34 protein-coding genes and 1 tRNA gene are annotated in these 23,981 nt (G+C 57.4%); 24 read left to right on the plus strand and 11 right to left on the minus strand.

What is annotated here, in order from left to right:
- Positions 1–22: 22 nt before the first annotated feature.
- Genes K5R88_RS00630 through K5R88_RS00655 form a run of 6 tightly spaced genes read left to right on the plus strand, consistent with a single transcriptional unit; the run spans position 23 to position 6,005 of the window.
- On the plus strand, positions 23–1,576 hold the full coding sequence (locus K5R88_RS00630) for a sugar ABC transporter ATP-binding protein (RefSeq protein ID WP_226298929.1): 1,554 nt from the start codon (positions 23–25) through the stop codon (positions 1,574–1,576).
- Complete coding sequence (locus K5R88_RS00635; RefSeq protein ID WP_008037572.1) at positions 1,573–2,550, plus strand: ABC transporter permease; 978 nt, start codon at positions 1,573–1,575, stop codon at positions 2,548–2,550. The genes K5R88_RS00630 and K5R88_RS00635 overlap by 4 nt, the downstream gene beginning before the upstream one ends.
- Positions 2,551–2,553: 3 nt before the next feature.
- Positions 2,554–3,573 (plus strand): LacI family DNA-binding transcriptional regulator, encoded by a 1,020-nt coding sequence (locus K5R88_RS00640; RefSeq protein ID WP_008037571.1) that lies wholly within the window; start codon positions 2,554–2,556, stop codon positions 3,571–3,573.
- 41 nt (positions 3,574–3,614) lie between these two features.
- The gene (gene rbsK / locus K5R88_RS00645; RefSeq protein ID WP_008028227.1) at positions 3,615–4,532 is read left to right on the plus strand and encodes a ribokinase; all 918 of its coding nucleotides are present in this window, start codon (positions 3,615–3,617) and stop codon (positions 4,530–4,532) included.
- Entirely contained in the window at positions 4,529–4,933 is a 405-nt protein-coding gene (gene rbsD / locus K5R88_RS00650; RefSeq protein WP_226298930.1) for a D-ribose pyranase, read from the plus strand. Before rbsK ends, rbsD begins: the two co-directional genes overlap by 4 nt.
- 43 nt (positions 4,934–4,976) lie before the next feature.
- Positions 4,977–6,005, plus strand: coding sequence for a nucleoside hydrolase (locus tag K5R88_RS00655; protein ID WP_226298931.1), 1,029 nt, complete (start codon positions 4,977–4,979; stop codon positions 6,003–6,005).
- 31 nt (positions 6,006–6,036) lie between these two features.
- Here K5R88_RS00655 and K5R88_RS00660 read toward each other — a convergent pair whose 3' ends face one another.
- Positions 6,037–6,249, minus strand: a complete 213-nt coding sequence (locus tag K5R88_RS00660) for a hypothetical protein (RefSeq protein ID WP_008023978.1) — start codon at positions 6,247–6,249, stop codon at positions 6,037–6,039.
- A 131-nt stretch (positions 6,250–6,380) separates the two neighbouring features.
- Here K5R88_RS00660 and K5R88_RS00665 point away from each other — a divergent pair, with 131 nt between their 5' ends.
- Positions 6,381–6,686 (plus strand): hypothetical protein, encoded by a 306-nt coding sequence (locus K5R88_RS00665; protein WP_008023976.1) that lies wholly within the window; start codon positions 6,381–6,383, stop codon positions 6,684–6,686.
- Between the two features lie 165 nt (positions 6,687–6,851).
- Entirely contained in the window at positions 6,852–7,172 is a 321-nt protein-coding gene (locus K5R88_RS00670; RefSeq protein ID WP_008037562.1) for an I78 family peptidase inhibitor, read from the plus strand.
- A gap of 72 nt (positions 7,173–7,244) precedes the next feature.
- Here the strand turns inward: K5R88_RS00670 and K5R88_RS00675 are convergent, their stop codons facing one another.
- Both K5R88_RS00675 and K5R88_RS00680 read right to left on the minus strand, forming a co-directional pair.
- Positions 7,245–7,457, minus strand: coding sequence for a cold-shock protein (locus tag K5R88_RS00675; RefSeq protein ID WP_003179963.1), 213 nt, complete (start codon positions 7,455–7,457; stop codon positions 7,245–7,247).
- 292 nt (positions 7,458–7,749) lie between these two features.
- A complete protein-coding gene (locus K5R88_RS00680) occupies positions 7,750–8,052 on the minus strand; it encodes a hypothetical protein (RefSeq protein ID WP_192226388.1) in 303 nt (100 codons plus the stop codon).
- Positions 8,053–8,425: 373 nt separating this feature from the next.
- Between K5R88_RS00680 and thrS the strand changes: the two genes are divergently transcribed.
- The 9 genes from thrS (at position 8,426) to K5R88_RS00725 (ending at position 15,882) form a co-directional block, all read left to right on the plus strand.
- Entirely contained in the window at positions 8,426–10,348 is a 1,923-nt protein-coding gene (thrS, locus tag K5R88_RS00685; RefSeq protein ID WP_226298932.1) for a threonine--tRNA ligase, read from the plus strand.
- On the plus strand, positions 10,348–10,899 hold the full coding sequence (infC, locus tag K5R88_RS00690; protein WP_172435341.1) for a translation initiation factor IF-3: 552 nt from the start codon (positions 10,348–10,350) through the stop codon (positions 10,897–10,899). The genes thrS and infC overlap by 1 nt, the downstream gene beginning before the upstream one ends.
- Before the next feature lie 60 nt (positions 10,900–10,959).
- Positions 10,960–11,154, plus strand: coding sequence for a 50S ribosomal protein L35 (rpmI, locus tag K5R88_RS00695; protein ID WP_002553160.1), 195 nt, complete (start codon positions 10,960–10,962; stop codon positions 11,152–11,154).
- A 28-nt stretch (positions 11,155–11,182) separates the two neighbouring features.
- Positions 11,183–11,539, plus strand: coding sequence for a 50S ribosomal protein L20 (rplT, locus tag K5R88_RS00700; protein ID WP_007905879.1), 357 nt, complete (start codon positions 11,183–11,185; stop codon positions 11,537–11,539).
- A 109-nt stretch (positions 11,540–11,648) separates the two neighbouring features.
- The gene (pheS, locus tag K5R88_RS00705) at positions 11,649–12,665 is read left to right on the plus strand and encodes a phenylalanine--tRNA ligase subunit alpha (protein WP_007905876.1); all 1,017 of its coding nucleotides are present in this window, start codon (positions 11,649–11,651) and stop codon (positions 12,663–12,665) included.
- A 26-nt stretch (positions 12,666–12,691) separates the two neighbouring features.
- On the plus strand, positions 12,692–15,073 hold the full coding sequence (gene pheT, locus K5R88_RS00710) for a phenylalanine--tRNA ligase subunit beta (protein ID WP_226298933.1): 2,382 nt from the start codon (positions 12,692–12,694) through the stop codon (positions 15,071–15,073).
- A 3-nt stretch (positions 15,074–15,076) separates the two neighbouring features.
- Complete coding sequence (ihfA, locus tag K5R88_RS00715) at positions 15,077–15,379, plus strand: integration host factor subunit alpha (RefSeq protein WP_002553164.1); 303 nt, start codon at positions 15,077–15,079, stop codon at positions 15,377–15,379.
- Positions 15,360–15,716, plus strand: coding sequence for a MerR family transcriptional regulator (locus K5R88_RS00720; protein WP_003179985.1), 357 nt, complete (start codon positions 15,360–15,362; stop codon positions 15,714–15,716). The genes ihfA and K5R88_RS00720 overlap by 20 nt, the downstream gene beginning before the upstream one ends.
- A gap of 89 nt (positions 15,717–15,805) precedes the next feature.
- Positions 15,806–15,882 (plus strand) — tRNA-Pro (locus K5R88_RS00725).
- Between the two features lie 89 nt (positions 15,883–15,971).
- Here the strand turns inward: K5R88_RS00725 and K5R88_RS00730 are convergent.
- The 4 genes from K5R88_RS00730 to K5R88_RS00745 form a co-directional block, all read right to left on the minus strand.
- Positions 15,972–17,084, minus strand: a complete 1,113-nt coding sequence (locus tag K5R88_RS00730) for a phage integrase Arm DNA-binding domain-containing protein (protein WP_226298934.1) — start codon at positions 17,082–17,084, stop codon at positions 15,972–15,974.
- Positions 17,084–17,296: a hypothetical protein gene (locus K5R88_RS00735; RefSeq protein ID WP_214382149.1), complete on the minus strand. Its 213-nt coding sequence runs from the start codon at positions 17,294–17,296 to the stop codon at positions 17,084–17,086. Before K5R88_RS00735 ends, K5R88_RS00730 begins: the two co-directional genes overlap by 1 nt.
- Positions 17,297–17,332: 36 nt before the next feature.
- Complete coding sequence (locus K5R88_RS00740) at positions 17,333–17,830, minus strand: hypothetical protein (RefSeq protein ID WP_226298935.1); 498 nt, start codon at positions 17,828–17,830, stop codon at positions 17,333–17,335.
- 261 nt (positions 17,831–18,091) lie between these two features.
- Positions 18,092–18,679, minus strand: coding sequence for a hypothetical protein (locus tag K5R88_RS00745; protein ID WP_226298936.1), 588 nt, complete (start codon positions 18,677–18,679; stop codon positions 18,092–18,094).
- Between the two features lie 117 nt (positions 18,680–18,796).
- Here K5R88_RS00745 and K5R88_RS00750 point away from each other — a divergent pair, with 117 nt between their 5' ends.
- Positions 18,797–19,024 (plus strand): hypothetical protein, encoded by a 228-nt coding sequence (locus K5R88_RS00750; protein WP_226298937.1) that lies wholly within the window; start codon positions 18,797–18,799, stop codon positions 19,022–19,024.
- Entirely contained in the window at positions 19,014–19,361 is a 348-nt protein-coding gene (locus K5R88_RS00755; RefSeq protein WP_226298938.1) for a hypothetical protein, read from the plus strand. The genes K5R88_RS00750 and K5R88_RS00755 overlap by 11 nt, the downstream gene beginning before the upstream one ends.
- Positions 19,362–19,457: 96 nt before the next feature.
- On the opposite strand, the gene K5R88_RS00760 is transcribed toward K5R88_RS00755, so the two are convergent.
- The gene (locus K5R88_RS00760) at positions 19,458–20,075 is read right to left on the minus strand and encodes a hypothetical protein (RefSeq protein ID WP_226298939.1); all 618 of its coding nucleotides are present in this window, start codon (positions 20,073–20,075) and stop codon (positions 19,458–19,460) included.
- 153 nt (positions 20,076–20,228) lie between these two features.
- On the opposite strand from K5R88_RS00760, the gene K5R88_RS00765 reads away from it, so the two are divergent.
- The 3 genes from K5R88_RS00765 to K5R88_RS00775 all read left to right on the plus strand — a co-directional run bounded on the left by K5R88_RS00765 (position 20,229) and on the right by K5R88_RS00775 (position 20,978).
- Positions 20,229–20,447 carry a hypothetical protein gene (locus K5R88_RS00765; RefSeq protein WP_226298940.1) on the plus strand — a complete coding sequence of 73 codons (219 nt, stop codon included), beginning with the start codon at positions 20,229–20,231 and terminating at the stop codon, positions 20,445–20,447.
- 64 nt (positions 20,448–20,511) lie between these two features.
- A complete protein-coding gene (locus K5R88_RS00770; protein ID WP_226298941.1) occupies positions 20,512–20,736 on the plus strand; it encodes a hypothetical protein in 225 nt (74 codons plus the stop codon).
- 38 nt (positions 20,737–20,774) lie between these two features.
- Positions 20,775–20,978 (plus strand): hypothetical protein, encoded by a 204-nt coding sequence (locus tag K5R88_RS00775; RefSeq protein ID WP_226298942.1) that lies wholly within the window; start codon positions 20,775–20,777, stop codon positions 20,976–20,978.
- Between the two features lie 9 nt (positions 20,979–20,987).
- Here K5R88_RS00775 and K5R88_RS00780 read toward each other — a convergent pair whose 3' ends face one another.
- The gene (locus tag K5R88_RS00780; RefSeq protein WP_226298943.1) at positions 20,988–21,488 is read right to left on the minus strand and encodes a DUF4406 domain-containing protein; all 501 of its coding nucleotides are present in this window, start codon (positions 21,486–21,488) and stop codon (positions 20,988–20,990) included.
- A 55-nt stretch (positions 21,489–21,543) separates the two neighbouring features.
- Between K5R88_RS00780 and K5R88_RS00785 the strand changes: the two genes are divergently transcribed.
- Positions 21,544–22,308: a DUF4145 domain-containing protein gene (locus K5R88_RS00785; RefSeq protein WP_226298944.1), complete on the plus strand. Its 765-nt coding sequence runs from the start codon at positions 21,544–21,546 to the stop codon at positions 22,306–22,308.
- A gap of 18 nt (positions 22,309–22,326) precedes the next feature.
- On the opposite strand, the gene K5R88_RS00790 is transcribed toward K5R88_RS00785, so the two are convergent.
- Both K5R88_RS00790 and K5R88_RS00795 read right to left on the minus strand, forming a co-directional pair.
- On the minus strand, positions 22,327–22,689 hold the full coding sequence (locus K5R88_RS00790) for a hypothetical protein (RefSeq protein WP_226298945.1): 363 nt from the start codon (positions 22,687–22,689) through the stop codon (positions 22,327–22,329).
- A 76-nt stretch (positions 22,690–22,765) separates the two neighbouring features.
- Positions 22,766–23,545, minus strand: coding sequence for a DUF2786 domain-containing protein (locus K5R88_RS00795; RefSeq protein ID WP_226298946.1), 780 nt, complete (start codon positions 23,543–23,545; stop codon positions 22,766–22,768).
- Between the two features lie 47 nt (positions 23,546–23,592).
- Between K5R88_RS00795 and K5R88_RS00800 the strand changes: the two genes are divergently transcribed.
- On the plus strand, positions 23,593–23,973 hold the full coding sequence (locus K5R88_RS00800) for a hypothetical protein (RefSeq protein ID WP_226298947.1): 381 nt from the start codon (positions 23,593–23,595) through the stop codon (positions 23,971–23,973).
- The last annotated feature ends 8 nt before the right edge of the window (positions 23,974–23,981 follow it).

A 23,981-nucleotide genomic window follows, 5' to 3' on the forward strand; every position in this document is an offset into this window, starting at 1 on the left:
GGCGAGCGCATGGAGAGTTTTTATGTCTGTTTGCGCTCCGAACGCTGTCCTCTCGGTCAGCGGTATCGGCAAGACCTACGCGCAGCCTGTTCTCACCGGTATCGACCTGACGCTGATACGCGGCGAAGTGTTGGCGCTGACCGGCGAGAACGGCGCCGGCAAAAGCACGCTGTCGAAGATCATTGGTGGATTGGTCACGCCGACCACCGGCCAGATGCAATTCCAGGGGCAGGATTACCGCCCCGGCAGCCGTACCCAGGCTGAAGACCTGGGCATTCGCATGGTCATGCAGGAACTCAATCTGTTGCCGACCCTGTCGGTGGCGGAAAACCTGTTTCTCGATAACCTGCCCAGCAACGGCGGCTGGATCAGTCGCAAGCAATTGCGCAAGGCCGCGATCGAAGCCATGGCACAGGTCGGGCTCGATTCGATCGACCCGGACACCCTCGTCGGCGAACTGGGCATCGGTCACCAGCAAATGGTCGAGATCGCCCGCAACCTGATCGGTGATTGTCATGTGCTGATCCTCGACGAACCGACCGCGATGCTGACGGCCCGTGAAGTCGAAATGCTGTTCGAGCAAATCACGCGCCTGCAAGCTCGTGGCGTGTCGATCATCTATATCTCCCATCGCCTCGAAGAGCTGGCGCGGGTGGCTCAGCGCATTGCGGTGTTGCGCGACGGCAATCTGGTTTGTGTCGAGCCGATGGCTAACTACAACAGTGAGCAATTGGTGACCTTGATGGTTGGCCGTGAGCTCGGTGAACACATCGACATGGGGCCGCGCAACATCGGCGCGCCGGCGTTGACGGTCAAGGGGCTGACCCGTTCCGACAAGGTGCGCGACGTCTCCTTTGAAGTGCGCGCCGGTGAGATCTACGGGATCTCCGGTTTGATCGGGGCAGGGCGCACCGAGTTGCTACGCCTGATCTTCGGCGCCGACACCGCGGACAGCGGCACGGTTGCGCTGGGGTCGCCGGCACAGGTCGTGAGCATTCGTTCGCCGGCGGACGCGGTCGGTCACGGCATTGCCCTGATCACCGAAGACCGCAAGGGCGAGGGCTTGCTGCTGACGCAATCGATCAGCGCGAATATTGCCCTGGGTAACATGCCGGAGATTTCCCGCGGCGGGTTCGTCAACAACGGTGACGAGATGTCGCTGGCTCAGCGTCAGATCGACGCCATGCGCATCCGCAGTTCCAGCCCGACGCAATTGGTCTCGGAGCTGTCCGGCGGCAATCAGCAGAAGGTCGTGATCGGTCGTTGGCTGGAACGCGACTGTTCGGTGTTGCTGTTCGACGAGCCGACTCGCGGCATCGACGTCGGCGCCAAATTCGACATCTATGCACTGCTCGGTGAGCTGACTCGTCAGGGCAAGGCGCTGGTGGTGGTGTCCAGCGACCTGCGCGAACTGATGCTGATCTGCGACCGCATCGGCGTGTTGTCGGCGGGGCGCCTGATCGAGACATTCGAGCGCGACAGCTGGACCCAGGATGACTTGCTTGCCGCTGCTTTTGCCGGCTATCAAAAACGTGATGCGCTGCTCAACGAAGTAGCGCCTAGGGATCTTCCATGAAAACTGCAGCATCTGCCGGTAAACGTAGTGGCAATTTTTACGGCCTCGGCACCTATCTGGGCCTGGCCGGTGCCTTGCTGGCGATGGTCGCGCTGTTCTCGGTCCTGAGCAGCCATTTTCTGTCTTACGACACGTTCAGCACCCTGGCCAACCAGATTCCGGACTTGATGGTGCTGGCGGTCGGCATGACGTTCGTGTTGATCATCGGCGGCATCGACCTGTCGGTGGGCTCGGTGCTGGCACTCGCGGCGTCGACGGTCAGCGTGGCTATTCTCGGCTGGGGCTGGAGCGTATTGCCGGCAGCATTGCTCGGTATGGCGGCCGCCGCATTGGCGGGGACGATCACCGGTTCGATCACCGTGGCGTGGCGGATTCCTTCGTTCATCGTCTCCCTCGGCGTGCTGGAAATGGCGCGTGGTGTGGCATATCAGATGACCGGCTCGCGCACCGCCTATATCGGCGATGCCTTTGCCTGGCTGTCCAACCCGATCGCCTTCGGCATTTCGCCGTCGTTCATCATTGCCTTGCTCATCATCTTCATTGCCCAGGCCGTGTTGACCCGCACGGTGTTCGGGCGCTACCTGATCGGTATCGGCACCAACGAAGAGGCCGTGCGTCTGGCTGGGATCAATCCGAAACCCTACAAGATTCTGGTGTTCAGTCTGATGGGGCTGCTGGCCGGTATCGCTGCGCTGTTCCAGATTTCCCGCCTGGAGGCAGCGGACCCGAATGCTGGTTCCGGCCTGGAATTGCAAGTGATCGCCGCGGTAGTGATCGGCGGCACCAGCCTGATGGGCGGGCGCGGTTCGGTCATCAGCACGTTTTTCGGGGTGTTGATCATCTCGGTACTGGCGGCCGGTCTGGCGCAGATCGGCGCAACCGAGCCGACCAAACGCATCATCACCGGCGCGGTCATCGTGGTGGCGGTGGTGCTTGATACCTATCGCAGTCAGCGCGCAAGCCGGCGGACCTGAGTCATGGCAACAATCAAGGATGTGGCAGCGCTCGCGGGGATTTCCTACACCACGGTTTCCCATGTGGTGAACAAGACCCGGCCCGTCAGCGAAGAAGTGCGGATCAAGGTCGAAGCGGCAATCAAAAGTCTCGACTACGTGCCCAGTGCCGTGGCCCGCTCATTAAAAGCCAAGACCACTGCGACTATCGGTCTGCTGGTGCCCAACAGCCTCAACCCATACTTCGCCGAACTGGCGCGCGGCATCGAGGATTACTGCGAGCGCAATGGCTATTGCGTGATCCTCTGCAATTCCGATGACAACCCGGACAAGCAGCGCAGCTACCTGCGCGTGTTGCTGGAAAAGCGCATTGACGGGCTGATCGTGGCGTCGGCCGGTGGGGATGCCGTGCTGGCAGAAGGTCTGGCGGGCGTGCGAACGCCGATGGTGATTGTCGACCGTGGGCTGGAAGGGGTTGATGCGGACCTGGTGCGCATCGATCACGAGTACGGCGCTTATCTGGCGACCCGCCATCTTCTGGAGTTGGGGCATCGGGACATCGCCACCATTGGCGGGCCGGCCAGTACCAGCGTCGCGCAGATGCGTCTGGCAGGTTATTGCCGCGCCTTGAAAGAGGCGGGCGTCGAAGTGCCTCGCGAACGCATACTGGAAAGCGACTTCACCAGTACCGGCGGTTACAGCGCGGCCGCGATCCTCCTGGAAAACAATCCGCCCAGCGCTATCTTCGCCGGTAACGACATGATCGGCATCGGCGTGTTGCGCGCCGCCGCCGAGCGCAATATTCGTGTGCCTAGCGAGCTGTCGGTGATTGGCTTCGACGATATCCAGATGAGCCGTTATGTTTACCCGGCGCTGACCACCGTGGGGCAGTCGATCCTGCAGCTCGGCGAGATGGCGGCCGAAGTGCTGTTGCGCAGGATCGCCACACCGGCCATGGCCACCGATCAACGGATCGTGACGCCCAGCATTGTGCTGCGCGAATCGACTGCGCCGCTGGCCGGTGTGTTTGCCCACTTCCGTTAAACAGAAAGCACCGTTGAAATTGCATTTATGAGTAGTGATGTATGCCAGCAAAAGTAGTGGTGATAGGCAGCCTGAACATGGACCTGGTGACCCGGGCCTCCCGGCTGCCCCGTGGCGGTGAAACGCTGATAGGTGAGTCGTTTGCCACGGTCTCCGGTGGCAAGGGTGCCAATCAGGCGGTTGCTGCGGCGCGACTGGGTGCGCAGGTGTCGATGGTCGGTTGCGTGGGCAGCGATGCCTATGGCGAGGAACTGCGCGGAGCGCTGTTGGCCGACCGTATCGATTGTCAGGCGGTCAGCACCGTCGATGGTGCCAGCGGTGTGGCGTTGATTGTGGTCGATGACAACAGCCAGAACGCGATCGTGATTGTCGCCGGTGCCAACGGTGCACTGACGCCGGCAGTGATTGACCGCTTCGATGCGGTGTTGCAAGCGGCGGATGTGATCATCTGTCAGCTCGAAGTGCCGGATGCCACGGTCGGTCATGCGCTCAAGCGCGGTCGTGAACTGGGTAAAACCGTGATTCTCAACCCGGCGCCCGCCAGCCGACCGTTGCCGGCAGACTGGTATGCGGCCATCGACTATCTGATCCCTAACGAGAGCGAGGCCTCGGCCCTTAGCGGTTTGCCGGTGGATTCACTGGAAACCGCCGAAGTCGCGGCGACCCGATTGATCGCCATGGGGGCCGGCAAGGTGATCATCACCCTCGGTGCCCAAGGCTCGCTGTTTGCCAATGGAAACAGCTTCGAACACTTTCCGGCGCCGAAGGTAAAGGCGGTCGATACCACGGCGGCGGGCGATACCTTTGTCGGCGGTTTTGCTGCCGCACTGGCCGCCGGCAAAAACGAGGCGCAAGCGATCCGTTTCGGCCAGGTCGCTGCGGCGCTGTCAGTGACCCGTGCCGGCGCGCAACCCTCGATCCCCACTTTGTCCGACGTACAGGCCTTTAAAGCACCATGAAAAAAACACCGTTGCTCAACATCGCGCTGTCGCGACTGATCGCTTCCCTGGGGCATGGCGACATGGTCGTGATTGGCGATGCCGGCCTGCCGGTTCCGTCGGGTGTCGAGCTGATCGACCTGGCCTTGACCCACGGCGTTCCGGATTTCATCAGCACGTTGAAGGTTGTGCTCAGCGAAATGCAGGTCGAAAGCCACGTGTTGGCCCAGGAGATTCTGGACAAACAGCCGTCGGCGCTGGTGACGCTGGATGAGTTGAATGCCGAAGGTTCGCTGGGCCGGCGTGAGCTGCTCAGTCATGACCAATTCAAAGTCCTGAGCCGACAGGCGCGGGCGATTGTTCGTACAGGCGAATGTCAGCCGTACTGCAACGTCGTGCTGGTGGCCGGGGTCACGTTCTGATTCGTTTTCGTCTGTCTGCTTTTCCACGCACAAGGAGTGCGCTATGTACCGCTATGCTCAGAAACTGCACCATCTGCTCCGGAGTCTGCTGCTTTTGTCCCTGATTACCGCAACAAGCGCCCAGGCGGCGGACAAGATCGACTTGATCATCGACACCGACCCGGGTGCCGACGACGTGGTCGCTTTGCTGTTTGCGCTGGCGTCACCAGAAGAACTGAACATCCGCGCGTTGACCACCGTCGCCGGCAACGTACGTCTGGACAAGACCTCGCGTAATGCGCGGCTGGCCCGCGAGTGGGCGGGGCGCGAGGATGTGCCGGTTTATGCCGGTGCGCCGAAACCGCTGATGCGTACGCCGATTTATGCCGAGAACATTCATGGTAAGGAAGGCCTGTCGGGCGTCACCGTGCATGAGCCGAAGCAAGGTTTGGCAAAGGGTAATGCAGTCAATTACCTGATCGACACCTTGAAAACCGCCAAACCCCACAGCATCACCATCGCTATGCTCGGTCCACAGACCAACCTGGCGCTGGCGCTGATCCAGGAGCCCGAGATCGTTCAGGGCATCAAGGAAGTGGTGATCATGGGCGGTGCTCACTTCAACGGTGGCAACATCACCCCGGTGGCCGAGTTCAATCTGTTCGCCGACCCGCAGGCTGCTGAAGTGGTGCTGAAAAGTGGCGTCAAACTGACCTATCTGCCATTGGACGTGACCCACAAGATCCTCACCAGCGAAGCGCGCCTGAAGCAGATCGCCGCACTGAACAACAATGCCGGCAAGCTGGTGGGCGATATTCTCAACGAGTACGTTAAGGGCGACATGGAGCACTACGGCCTTCCGGGTGGCCCGGTGCATGACGCGACGGTCATTGCCTACCTGCTCAAGCCGGAGCTGTTCACCGGCCGTTCGGTCAATGTGGTGGTTGATAGCCGCGAAGGCCCGACCTTCGGTCAAACCATCGTCGACTGGTATGACGGCCTGAAAGCGCCGAAGAACGCTTTCTGGGTCGAAAGCGGTGATGCCCAGGGCTTCTTCGACCTGCTGACCCAGCGTCTGGCTCGTCTGAAGTAAGTTGTACACCCGCAGGTGCCAGCCTGCGGGGTTACTCCCTTTCGTTGTATTCAGCGCCCTTGTAGTCGGCCGGGTACTTCTCGAATACCTGTGCGATGAAGGTTTGCGCCGCTTCAGTCCCCAGTTCCTTGACCAATAGATCGATACCAATGATTGCCAGCTCTTCCGGACTGCCCGGGCTGTAAGAGCTGTGGCCTTGTGGCCACTTGGCTTTGATGTCGGCGTCGATGCTTACGGTGGTCATGTTGGCGCTCGTGAATTCGGGAAAGTCTGGGTGTGAGTTAAGCATTTTGCAGGGCGTTTGGCACTCCGACTTAGGCATGAGGGAAAGGCTATGCGACACTTGGTTTTTGATGATTTTTCAAGGACCGTGCTGTGCAGATTGATTTGAACTCTCCTGACGGCTTGACCCTTGAGGCGGTGCGCCAGCTGCTGGCCTCTGCCAGTGATGATGAGCACACCCAATTGCGGGTGACCAAGGGCGGCATCGCTTACATTTCATCGGGCGTCGTGGGCGGCACGGACATCGGCGGGCTGCTGTTTCGTCTGGAGACGTGGGCCAAGGGCTCGGGGTATGTGGGATTGGTCGCGGCCAGTGACGAGGTGTGGGTCATGCAGATCTTCAATGCGCTGAAAGAGAACTGGCCATCACCACCATTCGATTACATCGATATTTATTGAGTGCAGGTCATATTCAGTCACGATTGCGGGGTGAATGACCGGGAGTGCTCAGGCAAACTCGCCGCTTGTCCGGGTCGAGGGCAGGGCGCTGGCGCTGCCTGTGAAACCAAACGCCAGATTGGCGGTCGCACGATCTCAGCTTAACTATTGAAAAAAGGAGGCTTCATGCCTTGGAAGCTCGCGTCATTGGGTACTTTGTTGGCCGCTAGTCTGCTGGCAGGTTGCAGCAGCACATCTACCGAATCGGCAACAGACCCTGTCACGACGACGGATACCGGCCACAGTCGATGCGAAGCAAAGGCTGCCGAATTCACCATTGGCAAAAAGGCTTCGCCCGCGCTGCTGGAACAGGCGCGTGTTCGCGCAGGTGCGCAGAATGCCCGTATCCTCAAGCCTGACGATATGGTGACGCTGGAGTACCGCTCCGACCGCTTGAACCTGAACACCGATGCCAACCTGGTGATCACGCGCATCAACTGCGGCTGATAGCGTCCGGCTTTTGCTTCACCCATAAAAAACCCCGTCACATGGACGGGGTTTTTTTAGTGCGCCAAGAAATTACTCTGGGCGAACTTGAGCAGCTTGCATACCCTTTTGGCCTTTCTCAGCCACGAAGGAAACAGTCTGGCCTTCTTTCAGGCTTTTGAAACCGTCGCTTTCGATAGCTTTGAAGTGTACGAACAGGTCGTCACCGCCACCTTGAGGAGTGATGAAGCCGAAGCCTTTTTCATCGTTGAACCATTTAACGGTGCCGGTTTGGCGATTAGACATGGTGTATCTCCAAGAAACATATATTTTCAGTAGTACTGTGCTGCTCAGGCCAACTGGGCACACCGGGGTATCATAGTCGAAATGTTCGCTTTGGGAGCCCCCCGGACGTGCTGTTTGCCCTACAGTCGCGCTTTCTTTGTTGCCTGATGTGGCTGAAAGCCCCGATTTAAAAGGCTTTCAGCCGAAAGTAAAGACGATAAAAAAACCTGTAAAACCTGCATAAATTGTCGAAAAAGGCGGTTTTCAGATGCCTTTTGCCGGCACCAAACCCTTTTTTGACGCCTTGTCGGGCTTATTTTTTCTGCGGATTATTGGCCTTGCACTTGGAAATCTGGGTCAGGGCCTGTTGTTTCAGGGCGTCACTGGCCTGGTTGTCCATCAACGACTGAATGTCGCTGGCCGGGTATGACTTGATTGCATCGGCACCACAAGCGCAGTGGGCTTTTGCAGCCGCAGCGCCGATCTGAGGGGTGGCCGCTTGAGTGCACTGAGCCATGTATTTCTCGCGCTCGCCCTTCGGCCAATCGGCATGGGCGGCCAACGGCAGCAACAGGACGATGGGGGCGACTACTGCGAACAAACGATTCAGACGCATGCTGGGATGCTCCTTGTGGGTCAATGTCTTGTTATCTGAGGGGTAAAGCGGGGTTCAAGTTCAGCACTCTGGCATAAAAAGGACTGATTTGCCCCGGCAGAAAACCTCGGCACCGCGACGACCGTTCATCTGTGCTAGCATGCCTGGCTCGAGTATTTGCAAGCTCCGCAGACCTTCAGTCACGGTGGCGGCAGATGTTCGAATAACCCTGATTTGAATCCCAGTCACTCTGGTTCGGTTTTCCGGTTGGCCGCAAGGCTCCTGCCGCTGTAAGGCAGGCGTTCGTCATTGAATGGCCTGGACCGGATCTTGTACTGGCTCATCCCAACCCACGTGACCTTTGGTAGGGGTCACCACTAGGAGAGGAGGCGCCATGCCAACTATTACTCTTCCCGACGGCAGTCAACGTTCATTCGATCACCCGGTTTCCGTAGCCGAGGTCGCCGCATCCATTGGTGCAGGTCTGGCCAAGGCCACCGTGGCCGGCAAGGTCGATGGCAAGCTGGTCGACGCCAGCGACATCATCAGCGCCGACGCTACGCTGCAAATCATTACGCCAAAGGATGAAGAGGGGCTGGAGATCATTCGCCACTCTTGCGCCCACCTGGTTGGCCATGCGGTCAAGCAGCTGTATCCGACCGCCAAAATGGTCATCGGCCCGGTCATCGACGAAGGCTTCTATTACGACATCGCCTTCGAGCGTCCTTTCACTCCGGACGACGTGGCCGCCATCGAACAGCGCATGCAACAGCTGATCGAAAAAGATTACGACGTGATCAAGAAAGTCACTCCGCGCGCCGAAGTGATCGAAGTGTTCAAGGCCCGTGGCGAAGACTACAAGCTGCGCCTGGTCGAGGACATGCCGAACGAACAGGCCATGGGCCTGTACTATCACGAAGAATACGTCGACATGTGCCGCGGTCCGCACGTGCCGAACACGCGTTTCCTGAAATCCTTCAAGCTGACCAAGTTGTCCGGCGCCTACTGGCGTGGCGATGCCAAAAACGAGCAATTGCAGCGCGTCTACGGCACCGCATGGGCGGACAAGAAGCAGCTGGCGGCTTACATCCAGCGCATCGAAGAAGCTGAAAAGCGCGATCACCGCAAGATCGGCAAGCGCCTGGGCCTGTTCCACACCCAGGAAGAGTCGCCGGGTATGGTGTTCTGGCACCCGAACGGCTGGACGCTGTATCAGGTACTCGAGCAGTACATGCGCAAAGTTCAGCGCGACAACGGCTACCTGGAGATCAAGACTCCACAAGTCGTTGACCGCAGCCTGTGGGAGAAATCCGGGCACTGGGCCAACTACGCCGACAACATGTTCACCACTCAGTCGGAAAACCGCGACTACGCCATCAAGCCAATGAACTGCCCTTGCCACGTGCAAGTGTTCAACCAGGGCCTGAAAAGCTACCGCGAGTTGCCGATGCGCCTGGCCGAGTTCGGTGCCTGCCACCGTAACGAGCCATCGGGTGCGCTGCACGGCATCATGCGTGTGCGTGCGTTCACTCAGGACGACGCCCACATCTTCTGCACCGAAGAGCAGATGCAGGCCGAATCCGCTGCGTTCATCAAGCTGACCATGGACGTCTACGCCGATTTCGGCTTCAAAGACGTCGAGATGAAGCTGTCCACTCGTCCGGAAAAACGCGTTGGTTCCGACGAGCTGTGGGACCGCGCCGAAGCTGCATTGGCTGCAGCCCTTGATAGCGCTGGCCTGCCGTACGATCTGCAGCCGGGCGAAGGTGCGTTCTACGGTCCGAAGATCGAGTTCTCGCTGAAAGATTGCCTTGGTCGCGTCTGGCAGTGTGGTACCCTGCAGCTCGATTTTAACCTGCCTGTCCGTCTGGGAGCCGAATACGTCTCCGAAGACAACAGTCGCAAGCATCCGGTGATGTTGCACCGGGCGATCCTTGGATCCTTCGAACGTTTCGTCGGAATCCTGATCGAGCACTACGAGGGTGCGTTCCCTGCGTGGCTGGCTCCGACCCAGGCAGTGATCATGAACATCACTGACAAACAGGCCGATTTTGCCGCCGAGGTTGAAAAAACTCTCAACGAAAGCGGATTTCGTGCCAAGTCTGACTTGAGAAATGAAAAGATCGGCTTTAAAATCCGCGAGCATACTTTGCTCAAGGTTCCCTATCTCTTGGTTATCGGAGATCGGGAAGTCGAGATGCAGACTGTCGCTGTGCGTACTCGTGAAGGTGCTGACCTGGGCTCGATGCCCGTCGCCCAGTTCGCTGAGTTTCTCGCGCAAGCGGTTTCCCGGCGTGGTCGCCCAGATTCGGAGTAATTATTATTAAGCGTGAAATGAGACAAGATAAACGAGCTGCACCGAAAGCCCCGATCAACGAGAATATCTCGGCACGCGAGGTTCGGTTAATTGGGGCTGAAGGTGAACAGCTTGGGATTGTGTCAATTGAAGACGCGCTTCTTAAGGCTGAAGAGGCCAAGCTGGATTTGGTGGAGATTTCCGCCGATGCAGTACCCCCTGTTTGCAAACTGATGGACTACGGCAAATCGATCTTCGAGAAGAAGAAGCAGATTGCCGCGGCCAAGAAAAACCAGAAGCAGATTCAGGTTAAAGAAATCAAGTTTCGTCCAGGGACGGAGGAAGGGGATTACCAGGTAAAACTGCGCAACCTGGTACGTTTCCTGAGTGATGGGGACAGGGCCAAGGTATCCTTGCGATTCCGCGGCCGTGAGATGGCCCACCAGGAGCTGGGGATGGAACTCCTCAAGCGAGTTGAAGGTGACTTGCTCGAGTACGGTTCGGTCGAACAGCATCCTAAGATGGAAGGACGCCAGCTGATCATGGTCATCGCCCCGAAAAAGAAGAAGTAATCAACAGGGCACGGCAGGCCTTCTGATTATGTTTATCAACTGAATGCGGAGTATCCGAACATGCCAAAAATGAAAACGAAAAGTGGTGCTGCTAAGCGGTTTCTGAAAACTGCTAACGGTATCAAGCACAAGCACGCTTTCAAGAGCCACATCCTGACTAAAATGTCGACCAAGCGTAAGCGTCAACTGCGCGGTAGCAGCTTGCTGCATCCGTCTGACGTGGCAAAAGTCGAGCGCATGCTGCGCCTTCGTTAATTTTAGTCAAGAATAGAGGAAGTAACTCATGGCTCGTGTAAAGCGTGGCGTCATTGCCCGTAAACGTCACAAAAAAATTCTGAAACTTGCTAAAGGCTACTACGGCGCTCGCTCGCGCGTATTCCGTGTTGCCAAGCAAGCGGTAATCAAGGCAGGCCAATACGCCTACCGTGACCGTCGTCAGAAAAAACGTCAGTTCCGCGCTCTGTGGATCGCTCGTATCAACGCTGGTGCACGTATCAACGGTCTGTCCTACAGCCGTTTCATCGCCGGCCTGAAAAAAGCGTCCATCGAGATCGACCGTAAGGTTCTGGCTGATCTGGCAGTGAACGAAAAAGCGGCGTTTGCTGCGATTGTCGAGAAAGCTAAAGCCACCTTGGCTTAAGTACCCCCGACAGTCACCCGGCCTCACCTCTGTGGGGCCAGGTGTTAAACGTCATAAATAGGGGAAGAGCCTTCAAGCTCTTCCCCTATTTTGTATCTGGAGTCTGTACATGGAAAACCTGGATGCGCTCGTCTCTCAAGCACTAGAGGCTGTGCAAAGCGCTGAAGATATCAATGCCCTGGAGCAAATCCGGGTTCACTACCTTGGCAAAAAGGGCGAATTGACTCAGGTGATGAAGACCCTGGGGAATTTGCCGGCAGAAGAGCGTCCGCAAGTCGGCGCCCTGATCAACGTTGCCAAGGAGCGTGTCACAGAGGTTCTCAATGCCCGCAAGGCACTGTTTGAAGAGGCCGACCTGGCCGCCAAACTGTCTGCCGAGTCCATTGACGTGACCCTGCCTGGCCGTGGCCAGACCTCGGGTGGTCTGCATCCGGTTACTCGCACTCTGGAACGTATCGAACAGTTCTTCACCCACATCGGCTACGGCATCGCCGAAGGCCCTGAGGTCGAAGACGATTACCACAACTTCGAAGCGCTCAACATCCCAGGCCATCACCCGGCCCGGTCGATGCATGACACCTTCTATTTCAATGCCAACATGTTGCTGCGCACCCATACCTCGCCGGTACAGGTCCGCACCATGGAATCGAAACAGCCACCGATCCGCATCGTCTGCCCAGGCCGTGTGTACCGTAGCGACTCCGATATCACCCACTCGCCGATGTTCCACCAGGTCGAAGGCCTGCTGGTCGATCGCGATATCAACTTCGCCGACCTGAAAGGGACCATCGAAGAATTCCTGCGCGTGTTCTTCGAAAAAGAACTGGCCGTGCGTTTCCGTCCTTCGTACTTCCCGTTCACCGAGCCATCCGCTGAAGTCGACATGGAATGCGTGATGTGCAGCGGCAAAGGCTGCCGTGTCTGCAAACAGACTGGCTGGCTGGAAGTGATGGGCTGCGGCATGGTTCACCCGAACGTGCTGCGCATGTCCGGGATCGACCCGGAAGAGTTTTCGGGCTTTGCCTTCGGCATGGGCGTTGAGCGTCTGGCCATGCTGCGTTACGGCGTGAACGACTTGCGTCTGTTCTTCGACAACGACTTGCGGTTCCTCGCGCAATTTCGCTAGTCGTAACGAATTCTTAGGAGAGCAGGATGAAATTCAGTGAACAATGGCTGCGTGGCTGGGTTAGCCCGCAGGTAAGTCGCGACGAGCTGGTTGCCCGTCTGTCGATGGCCGGTCTTGAGGTCGATAGCGTTACGCCGGCCGCCGGTGAATTCAGCGGTGTGGTGGTGGGCGAGGTGCTGAGCACCGAGCAGCACCCGGACGCTGACAAGTTGCGTGTTTGCCAGGTCAGCAATGGCTCGGAGACTTTTCAGGTCGTGTGCGGTGCGCCAAACGTGCGTCCGGGCCTGAAGATCCCGTTTGCCATGATCGGTGCCGAACTGCCGGGCGACTTCAAAATCAAGAAAGCCAAACTGCGTGGCGTTGAGTCCAACGGCATGCTGTGCTCGCAAGCCGAACTGCAAGTGGGCGAAGGCAACGATGGCCTGATGGAGTTGCCGGTCGATGCTCCGGTCGGTCAGGACATTCGTGAATACCTGAACCTGGACGACGCCAGCATCGAGGTCGACCTGACCCCGAACCGCGGCGACTGCCTGTCCCTGGCCGGTCTGGCCCGTGAAGTCGGCGCGCTGTACGCCGCTGAAGTCACCCGTCCGGTCGTGGCGGCCGTTCCAGCCGTGCACGATGAAGTGCGTTCGGTTGAGGTGCTGGCCCCAGCCGCTTGCCCGCGTTACCTGGGTCGAGTGATCCGCAACGTCGACCTGTCCAAGCCTACGCCGCTGTGGATGGTCGAGCGTCTGCGTCGCGCCGATGTGCGCAGCATTGATGCGGCCGTCGACATCACTAACTACGTGATGCTGGAGCTGGGTCAACCGCTGCACGCGTTCGATCTCGCCGAAATCAATGGCGGCATCCGCGTGCGTATGGCCGAAGAAGGCGAGAAGCTGGTGCTGCTCGACGGTCAGGAAGTCAGCCTGCGTAGCGATACGCTGATTATCGCCGACCACACCCGCGCCCTGGCAATCGCCGGCGTAATGGGCGGCGAGCACAGCGGCGTCAACACCGCGACCACTCGTGACATTTTCCTTGAAAGTGCGTTCTTCGATCAGATCGCCGTGGCTGGCAAGGCTCGTTCCTACGGCCTGCACACCGACGCCTCGCACCGCTACGAGCGTGGCGTGGACTGGCAACTGGCCCGTGAAGCCATGGAGCGCGCCACTGGCCTGCTGTTGGACATCACTGGTGGCGAAGCCGGTCCGATCATCGAGACCGTCAGCGAACAGCACCTGCCTTCGATTGCGCCGGTTACTCTGCGTGCGCAACGCATCACTCAGATGCTGGGTATGGAAATGGATTCGACCGAAGTCGAGCGCCTGCTCAGCGGCCTGGGTCTGAAGATTTCTGCCGATGGGGCAGGGCAGTGGCGCGTTGAAGTGCCGAGCCATCGCTTCGACATCAGCCTCGAAGTCGACCTGATCGAAGAGCTGGCCCGTCTGTACGGTTACAACCGTCTGCCGGTTCGCTATCCGCAAGCCCGTCTGGCGCCGCAAGCCAAGGCTGAAGCGCGTAGCGATCTGCCTGAACTGCGTCGCCTGCTGGTGGCTCGCGGTTATCAGGAAGCGATCACCTACAGCTTCATCGATCCGAAACAATTCGAGTTGTTTAATCCGGGTGTTGAGCCGCTGTTGCTGGCTAACCCGATTTCCAACGACATGGCGGCCATGCGCTCGTCCCTGTGGCCTGGTCTGGTCAAGGCGCTTCAGCACAACCTGAACCGTCAACAGGATCGCGTGCGTCTGTTCGAAAGCGGTCTGCGTTTTGTCGGTCAGCTGGAAGGCTTGAAGCAAGAGCCGATGCTGGCGGGTGTCGTTTGCGGTACTCGTCTTCCGGAAGGCTGGGCGCAAGGCCGCGACGTCGTGGATTTCTTCGACGTGAAAGCTGACGTGGAAGCGGTTCTGGGCTTCGCCGGTGCACTGGATTCGTTCACGTTCGTGCCAGGCAAACACCCAGCGTTGCACCCGGGTCAAACCGCACGCATCGAGCGCGAAGGTCGTTTGGTAGGTTTCGTTGGCGCAATCCACCCTGAATTGTCGAAAACCCTCGGTCTCGACCGTCCGGTCTTCGTTTTCGAGCTGGTTCTGGCCGAAGTGGCGTTGGGTAAAATGCCTAAATTCCAGGAGTTGTCGCGCTTTCCTGAAGTGCGTCGTGACCTTGCGCTGATCGCCGAAAAAGACGTCGCAGCCAGCGCTGTACTGGACGTAATCCGTGAAAATGCAGGGGAATGGCTGACGGACCTCAGGCTATTTGACGTGTATCAGGGTAAAGGCATTGATCCTGATAGAAAAAGCCTTGCAGTCGGCTTGACCTGGCAGCATCCATCGCGCACTCTTAATGACGATGAGGTGAATACCACGACGCAAAACATCCTCACCTCGCTCGAACAAAGGTTGAACGCCACGTTAAGGAAGTGACGTATGGGGGCTCTGACGAAAGCTGAAATGGCGGAACGTCTGTATGAAGAGCTGGGCCTGAATAAACGGGAGGCCAAGGAATTGGTCGAACTGTTTTTTGAAGAAATCAGGCACGCTCTTGAAGACAACGAACAAGTCAAATTGTCCGGTTTCGGCAATTTCGACCTTCGGGACAAACGCCAGCGGCCTGGCCGCAATCCGAAAACGGGTGAAGAAATCCCGATCACGGCTCGCCGTGTGGTCACCTTTCGTCCAGGGCAGAAGTTGAAGGCCCGAGTTGAGGCTTATGCTGGAACCAAGTCATAACGACGAGCTACCCGTCATCCCAGGCAAACGCTACTTCACCATTGGTGAAGTCAGCGAGCTGTGTGCGGTAAAACCGCACGTGCTGCGCTATTGGGAGCAGGAGTTTCCTCAACTCAACCCCGTCAAACGGCGCGGAAACCGCCGGTATTATCAGCGACAAGACGTGCTGATGATCCGGCAGATCCGCGCGCTTCTTTACGATCAAGGGTTCACCATCGGCGGCGCACGCTTGCGTTTGTCCGGCGATGAAGCCAAAGACGACACCACTCAATACAAACAGATGATTCGGCAGATGATCGCCGAATTGGAAGATGTGCTGGTGGTCCTCAAGAAATAAATTCATGCGTTTGAATACTTCCAGTTTTCAAAAGCTTGCGATATATTCTTGAGCGTTCTTCGAGATGAAGGACGAGTTTCACGCCTAGTCGGGGCGTAGCGCAGTCCGGTAGCGCACTAGCATGGGGTGCTAGGGGTCGAGTGTTCGAATCACTCCGTCCCGACCATATTTCCTGAGCAAAATCAGGCACTTAAGCCGATTATCTAGATCGGCTTTTTTGTGTCTGCGCAAAACCCGCGCAAAACTGGCGCAAAACTACCCTGTGATTTCGCTGATATTCAGGTCCGGAATTGCCTCGGACCAGACGATTTCTTCGTGTTCCCGCTGGTAGTTTTTGGTCATGCCTTCGCTCGCATGGCCTGCGATTTTCTGCCCATCCTTTCCGGCTTTCTTGTACAGGTGCAACGACAGCGCCCGCACTTCGTGAAAGCCCGGCATCTCCTCTTCCTTCCATCCCTTGTAGCATTCCGCCGCCTCCCGAGCGTCCTTGAACGCTCGAGTCAAATACCTTTCCTCAACCTTCGTCCAGTGGTCCTTGTTCTGCGCCTGCTTTTGTTTCAGGCGATCGGGCTTGCGGTGCACCAAGTACGGGGAAGCGATATCGTCCCGGCACCGGGTGATGACTGCCTGAAACTCCGGGGTGACCCGAAATCGAATCCACGCTGCGTCGCTGGCCTTCGAGGTTTTCTTCTGCACCACATATAGATATCCCTCTCGAACCCCATCGAACCGCATGTCGAGGATGTCGGTTCGGCGTTGCGCGGTGATCAGGGCCAAGTCGATGGCGTTCTGCAGCCAAGCCGGTGATTTCTCCCGGATGGCTTTCAGTCCCTCGACGGTATGGCGCTTGCGCTGTTTCTTCTCGATGCGGTTGATGGTGCTGGCCGCCGGGTTGTCCGGGCACAGCCCTTTCGCCGCGGCGTGGTTGAAAATGTCGATCAGCAGGGCCCTGGACTGGTTCGCAGAGCGCGGCGTGATAGCGTCTAGCATCTCGGCGATCATCCGGATCGTGATCTGGTCGACGGCCTTGCCCTCGAATTGCTTGCGGAACCGCCGGAAGTGCACCGCGTACAATCCTAGAGTGCCTTTGGCCAACTCGCGCGGCGGCAGGACGTCGCGTTCGTAGGTGTCGAGGAAGCCGGCAAACGAATCGGTGGACTGGTTCATCACGGCGCCGACAAGGTCAGCGCCGCGCATAAACTCCAGATTTAACTGCTTCGCGGCGTCGATTGCCTTGATGCGATCAGCGCCGAACTGAAACCACTTCCCATCTGTTGGCCGGCGGTAGCGGTAGGTCGAGCGCCGCGCATCGAAGTACAGGTTCTGCGGGAGGTTCTTATTCGCCTTGTTCCGCGGCCGAGGGACCATCACGCAGCTCCTTTCAATACCATCGCCACCAGGTCGTTGCCATCCGAGCGGCTGAACGCCGTCCAGTCAACGTACCAGAGTTTCCCAATCTGCTCGCCGGGCACCATACCGTTGCGGATGTGATTGCGGATCGCTTGGGGGCATTGCGGTGTTCCGTTTTCGCCCCAGCGCCGACGCTGGAACTCACTGATCTTGATCAGCTCTCGTTTCATTGGGTGCTCCATGCCGCGCGTGGCGGCAGAAGGTAGTTAGTAGGTTGCTTTTGCGAGAGCGGCGTCTGCGATCTTCATCGCGGCCTGGGCATCGGTGACATAGGCAGGATCGAAACCACCGCACAAGTGGATGGTTGCTTGGCAGGCACGCAGGTTCTCGCGGGTGAGTTTCAGCGCCGCGACCAGCTCTTCACACGGCGCACGTTCTTCTCGGCCGATATCCCGGAAGCGCTGGCCCCAGTGTCCGGCCGGTGGAGGGTTGGTGTTCTGCACACCCATGGCCATGGCGCCCACGGTTGCGTCGAGCAGGTCGCGCTTGTAGGCGTTGTCGCCGTCGATGCTCAGGCCTTGGCGGCGCAGCGCGTCGAGCGCGTTATTCAGGTTCGCCTCGGGGGATGGCAGAACCAGGTCGAAGTCAGCTTTGCCGAGGCGGCAAACGATGAGAAACATCTGACAGTCGAGTGGCAGGTGCTGGGCGATATCGGAAATGGCTTCGATCGCGACTTCGCGCAGTTGGTTTTTTTGATCGGACATACGAATTCCTCGCCCGCCGTTCACCTGCAGGCTGTGAGTTGTAGGGGTTTGGATTGCAGTTGAATAAATTCGGAGGGGCGCTGACGGTGCGTATCGGGGATTAGCTGATATACGAGGAAGGCTTTCACGAATAAGGTTCAGTAGTTCGCCCTGCCAGGTGTTTCAGAGAAATGCTGAGTGGCCGCAACTGGTCAGGGTGGGCTTATCTATTTCACCGCGGGTCCTTGTAGCAGTACACGTAGGCGAACCAGTCGAGGGCGATCATGCTTCGGCCCTCGCTGCGGTGATCTCGTCGATAAGCGATTGCGGGAGCTGTGCGGCGAACTCGCCTTCTGACCACGATAGAGGTTCAGACTGGCGGATCATCTCGTTCAGCAGTTCGAATGCGGCAAGCAACTGGTCGTCGCGGATCTCGCCATCTTCTGGCAGGTCATCGCAGAAATGGTCTGCCGGGTCGATTTGACTGGGGTAGTTCGGTTCGCAGATGCAGAGCTGCAGGTCAGCCAGTTCGATATCGCTGTCGATCAGGTAGTCGCGCAGACTGTCTTCATCGAAGAAGTACCGGTCGCCATCGAAAACAACCAGTGGCTCGCCGGCCCATTCTTTGATCGGCATCGCCGCGAACTTTGCCTGGCGGCGCGCTTGGCGACACTCATTGCAGGAACTGTTCACCTCATAGATTGGGTGTTCAGGGTTCACGTCGCAGCGGCGATGAGTTGCGCCGCAGTAGCGGGCAAGGTTCTCGTCGTCGCCGAAGAAGCGCCCACTAGAGGAAATCCAGCCGGTTACCGGTTGTAGACTGGCTGCCTCCGGGGCGTCGAACATGATGATTGGCTTTGCTTCAGGCATGACTTCGTCCTTGCCGCATTCGCGGCATATGGAATATTAGAGAGGGGCTACGTTTGCATTGCTTGTATAATGAGACAAGGACTGTTACCGAACAGTCGAGCCAAGCATGGAGGGCGTATGGTCGAAAAAATATCTTCAAGTCATCAGGCGGGTGGTGCACCAGAGCCGGAGCCAAGACACAAAACTTCAGGCCCCAATTCTGACATCACCAAAATCGCTACCACTCTTGGTGGGGCTGCTGTGGGCAACATGATTTTTCCTGGAGTTGGCGGGGCGATACTTGGAGGTCTAATTGGAGCGATGATCGGCAGGAAAGCCGCGAAGGATGAGGCTGATGCAGATTGATTTTGATGACACAACTTTGGTCTTTGTGGCGGGCGCCATAATTTTGATGCTGCTGTATTTTTTTGTATCGTGGCGCGTGCGCTCCAAGCCAGATCTGACTCATGCTGTATTGATTTTTACTAGTTGGGCTGGCTTTGCTACTTCAATGTTCTTGGGGCTCCAAACTTGCTTGGCGAAGGCCTCGGATTTGGGTGTTCTCTCAGGCCAGAAAATTACAATCCTAATTGGTGTTGCTGTGGTTATGTGGGTCTCGGTTTCGACGGTTTACGGAGTATTTGCGCAGCTTCGAGAGTCGGCTCCTGTCACGGGGGGATTAACAGCATCCAGACTGCCTTAAGGAGAATGGTCGTTTTCGCGCTGAGGGCACGGTTTCAGTTCATCGCTCATGGCCTCGGCCCCTTGTAGATGAGCCGCGTCATGTAGGCGAGGGCGATCATGGCGTCACCCGCTTGAACTCGACGACCCAGGCCCAGGGGTTGGCGTCCCAGTTGCCGCCGGTGGACTCCCACAACTCACGCCACGCTGCCGGATACCAGTCGCGGTAGTTCGGCGAAACGTCATCACTGGCGAATTCCGGCGGGCACTCAAGTCCTTCTGCGCGAATGTCGCTGCGGCTGATGTCCTGCAACCGCTCGACACGGACGGCGGTTATCTCCAGCAGGATGCGGCTGGCCCACCGCGGCATGTGGATGCTTGGCTTCCATGTGGGCTGCTCCTGCTCGTATGGAGCAAGCCCGTCAGCCGCATACACCAACTCGCCGTCTTCCCGGGATTGGTCCAAGTCGAACATGTCGGCGGGCCGCAGGTATGGCCCTTGCTGAACTTCGAAGTGATCGCAGTACCAGGTCTCGCGCACCCACAGCCGGTCGCCGGGCTTGCCGTAGGGGCAGAGATTGTTCTCTGGATCGGCGACGTACTCAGGTTTGAAATTGTCCAGCCATACCAGCCCGACACCTTTCACCGGCCGCCGCGTGACCGTCTTCCGGCCTTCCAGGATGGCGCGCACCATCGCGGCCGAGAACAAGATCGGCCGTTCCTTTATTTCAGGCATGACTGTTCCTTTGCCGCTATAGCGGCTGACTTTGAAGGGAGGGATAAAGCTGACCGGTGGTCAGACGGTATGAATTATCTGAGGTGACCGTACTCGACCGTTCGAGGAGCGGCTGTTTCTCAATGGCGGTGAGTTCCGCCCAGGAGAAAGGCAATGGCTTCTATCGACGACTTCAGATTTGAGTCGCATCAGCTTCTGTTAGAGCTAGACGCTGCCACTATGGGAATGATGACGCTGGTTTCATCAAGGTGTGTTTCTGGTCCCGAGTGGGATGCTGCAAACAAGAGGCAGCACGAAGCATATCAATGCTGGGATGCCTTTATGAATGCCCCGCTCATCGCTGGTACCAATAACCTCCCGCCTGCTATCTGAGCGTCAAAGCGGCTGACTTTGAAGGGGGAGGGTAGATACTTAATGCCGAATCTTGGAGGGCTCCATGACTTGGCAAGCAGAGTTTTTGGAAAAAGCGTCAGAGGCTATTCGTGTTTACGAGGAAGCCACGGCGATGATGAAAAAAATGGTTGAGGACGATGTAGATGTAGGTCCTCAGTGGAATGCTGCTGTCGCTTGTCAATTTTCGGCTTTTGAAGCTTGGTCCGGACTCTATCGAGAATACGCCGACCTTTTGTCTGAGGGCGGGAGCGCTGGCCGCTGCCTTTAAAGGGGGCGATACTCATTGTCTATCACTGGAGAATTCCAATGCGCCGGCGAGAAGAGTTTTTGAAGGAGGCCATAGCCTCCCACCTTGCTTATGAGCAAACTAGGAATGTTCTCCGTCAGTTGGCGGAAGAGAACAAAGCAGAGAGCCCAGAGTGGCATGAGTCGTTTTTACGCCAGCAGCAAGCCTTGGCCGTGTGGTCAGCACTTCCGCTCAAATACGGCAGCTTTGACCCTGATGATTAACTGCGCAGCTCAAACCTTGACCTCGATCGATACCAGATCATGGGCATTCACAATCGTCATGCCGAGGCGGTGGGCGATTTGAACTTCGAGCTTCGCGCCCTCCGATCTTTCCCATCCGGGCAGCAGAGAGATCACGCCGCACAGGCCGAGCCGCGTCAGGTCGTAGGCCATGTAGTCTGCCCACTCGGCGCTGGGGACGATGCCGTGATCGGCTGGATTCTCTACCTGATAGCCCTGAGCCCGTAGTGCATCGGCCGCGGCGTTGAAGGCGGGGTAGTTGAAGTTCTCGATCCCGGTCATTGGTCCGGCGACATATACGCGTTTGGCGCGGTCGGCCGCGAGCGTTACACCAGGCGCTGCAAAGGCTTTGATCCGATCCACCGCCCGATCAATTGGCCCCTGGACGAATGGCGGTGGCGGCTCGTTCGCTGGCGGGGTTGTCCGTGTGACAGCTGCGATCATCCCCATCAGAGACTCGGTGACGATCGTGCGGATGTTTTCTGTGGGCATGGGGACACCTCAAGACTTATGATGCGATCTCATGAAGGAATGACCGGAGCAGGGAATGAATAAAGAAATACTTAAAGGCGCATTCACTAGTAAGCAAATACCAGAGTACAAGTGCCCCCATTGTTATTCAGGCCTGCTCCGCATTGATGGAGAGTTCAACTCCAAGGAAACTGAAGCCTCTCGCGCCGAGCACAAAGAAGACTGGTGGGATCCAGAAAATATTATGCTTGTGTTTAGTTGTACGCTTAAGTGCACTACTTGTTCCGAGCTTGTTTTTATGGTTGGTAATGGAGTGGTTGAGGAAGAGTATGTCGTCGATGAAAATGGCGACTGGACTCGAGAATACGATTCATTCTTTCGGCCAACATATTTTCATCCTGCCCTTCAGCTAATTGATTACCCATCGAAGGCACCGCATGACGTAACTTCGCCTCTTGGTACGGCGAGCGCTCTTTATTTTTCGAGTCCTGCGTCATGCTGCAACAGCATTAGAATTGCTGCGGAAAAGATCCTTACGGAGCTTGGGGTTCCAGAAAAAGACGGGGACAAATTCATTTCCTTCGGGAACAGAATGCAGCTACTACCTGAGGCGCAGAACCCAGTAAGAGAGCTTTTTAGTGCAATCAGATGGCTTGGCAATCATGGAAGCCATCCAGGCAATGAAGTTGAATTCGATGACGCTTTGCATGCGTTCGAAATTACTGAATATTTGCTTGAAGAAGTCTATGGTGAGCGCAAGCAGGCTCTCAAAAAGCTTGCCGATGCAATCAACGATCGTAAAGGACCAGTTAGTCGCCTGCAGCGAATCGGTGCGAACTAGATTTCGAAATTGATCGGATCACACTGTTGCCGTCGACTCAGGCGAGTAATCCATCCACGAAAGCTTGGTCGGCGACTTCCGCCTCAGATCGTTCTGCGGCAGCTTGACCTTCGCCCTGATGACGATGTCCCGGCATCGACCAAGCTTCCTGATACGCTCGGCGTAATCGGCGGCGTACTGGGGGGCATCGAACATGCTACTGAGCTGAGCGACCCGCTTGCCGTCCATGATCTTGATGACGCGGTCTTCGACAGCCTGGAGCCACCGGCTCATGGACAGCTCGACCCGCTTTCCTTTCTCGATCTTGAAGTCTCGGACCTTGCGCTTAGCCTCTTCGCGAGCGAAGTGTTCATTCATTCCAAACACGGCAAATGTGCTCATGGGCAATCTCCAGGCAGACGCCTGCCTCGCCGGCTGGCGTGATTCGTTGAAGTGGGGTGATTGGCGTGCATAGCGGTTAGGCGATGGCCGAAAGCGCGAGTTGGTCGTCGCCGGCGCGCGCAATACCTGCGTGCAGGTCGACATTTCGGCCCGCCAGCATGCCCGCGATCTGGGCGTTCATGTCGAGTTCGGTCTCGCGTGCTTTACGGGCTTTTCCCACGCCATTGTTGGCGAGGTATTCGGCGATAAGCGCCTTGTCTTGGGCTTCCACGGCCACAATGTCGCGGCCGTCGCTATGCGCTGCAGGCGCGTCTTCTTCGCCTCTTGGCACTAACGCTTGGAGCTTCCCGTAAACTTCACCAACCCACGCAATGGCGAAGTGGTCGGCGGCTGTGTCCGCGGAGTAGGAGCTGCGATGCTTGCCTGATCGAACACCGGCGGCGTATTCCTTTCGGGCCAATTTCAACTTGGTGAGCAGAGCCTCAAAGGCGTAGAGGGCAATGTGCTGGGCCGGCGTAACGCCGACGAATGCGGCGCGCTCAACGATCCGATCTTTGACTTTGCACCACTGGCGGTTTCGCAATGACGTGCATCCGAACACCTGTGCCACTGCCGCGCTTAAATTTCGCTCCCAGGCTGGCAGGCGATCGAGTCGGAAGAATTGGGATTCAACTTCACCTACGTCACTGAGCTTCACATCCATCTCAGTAAGCCGGTACTCACGCATCAACGCCTGCGCCTGGCGAAGAGCTGTGGCCGCTTCGTTCTCGTTCGAGCTCTGCGCCAGTGCCAAGCAGTGCTTGATTTTGCGGATCGCTCGCTCGAGTTTCTTTTCGTCGATCTGTTGTGCGGACATAGGGGATCCTTGCCGGTATATTCGGCTTTTCAATTGGAGGCAGCGGGATGTCATTCAAAGAGCCAACGGATAGGGATCTTCAACGCAGCATGAACGTCGCATGGGGGCTGATAACGCTGGCGATTCTTGCGCCGATCCTTTCGCTCATTGCCCCCCATCCAACCCTGCAGGATGTTGATCTCGGTGGATGGTTTAGCCGAAGCGGCGCAGTCACTTCTGTGTTTGCTCTTCTTGCGGAGGGAGTGTTAGTGAGGGCTAGGCTTTCGATTACACCCGCAGGTTTTGGTTGGCACGGTTTGAATGAGCATCGACAGAAATTCATTCCTCGGTTCAACAAGTCCGATCTGATGATTTTTTACTTGGTTATCGCTGGGACACTGATTTGGGCCTATGGGGACCTGCCCTTTAAGTTCGTTTCGAAGCAATAACTGAATGT

The sequence above is a fragment of the Pseudomonas sp. MM213 genome (genome assembly GCF_020423045.1).
Taxonomy (GTDB): domain Bacteria; phylum Pseudomonadota; class Gammaproteobacteria; order Pseudomonadales; family Pseudomonadaceae; genus Aquipseudomonas; species Aquipseudomonas migulae.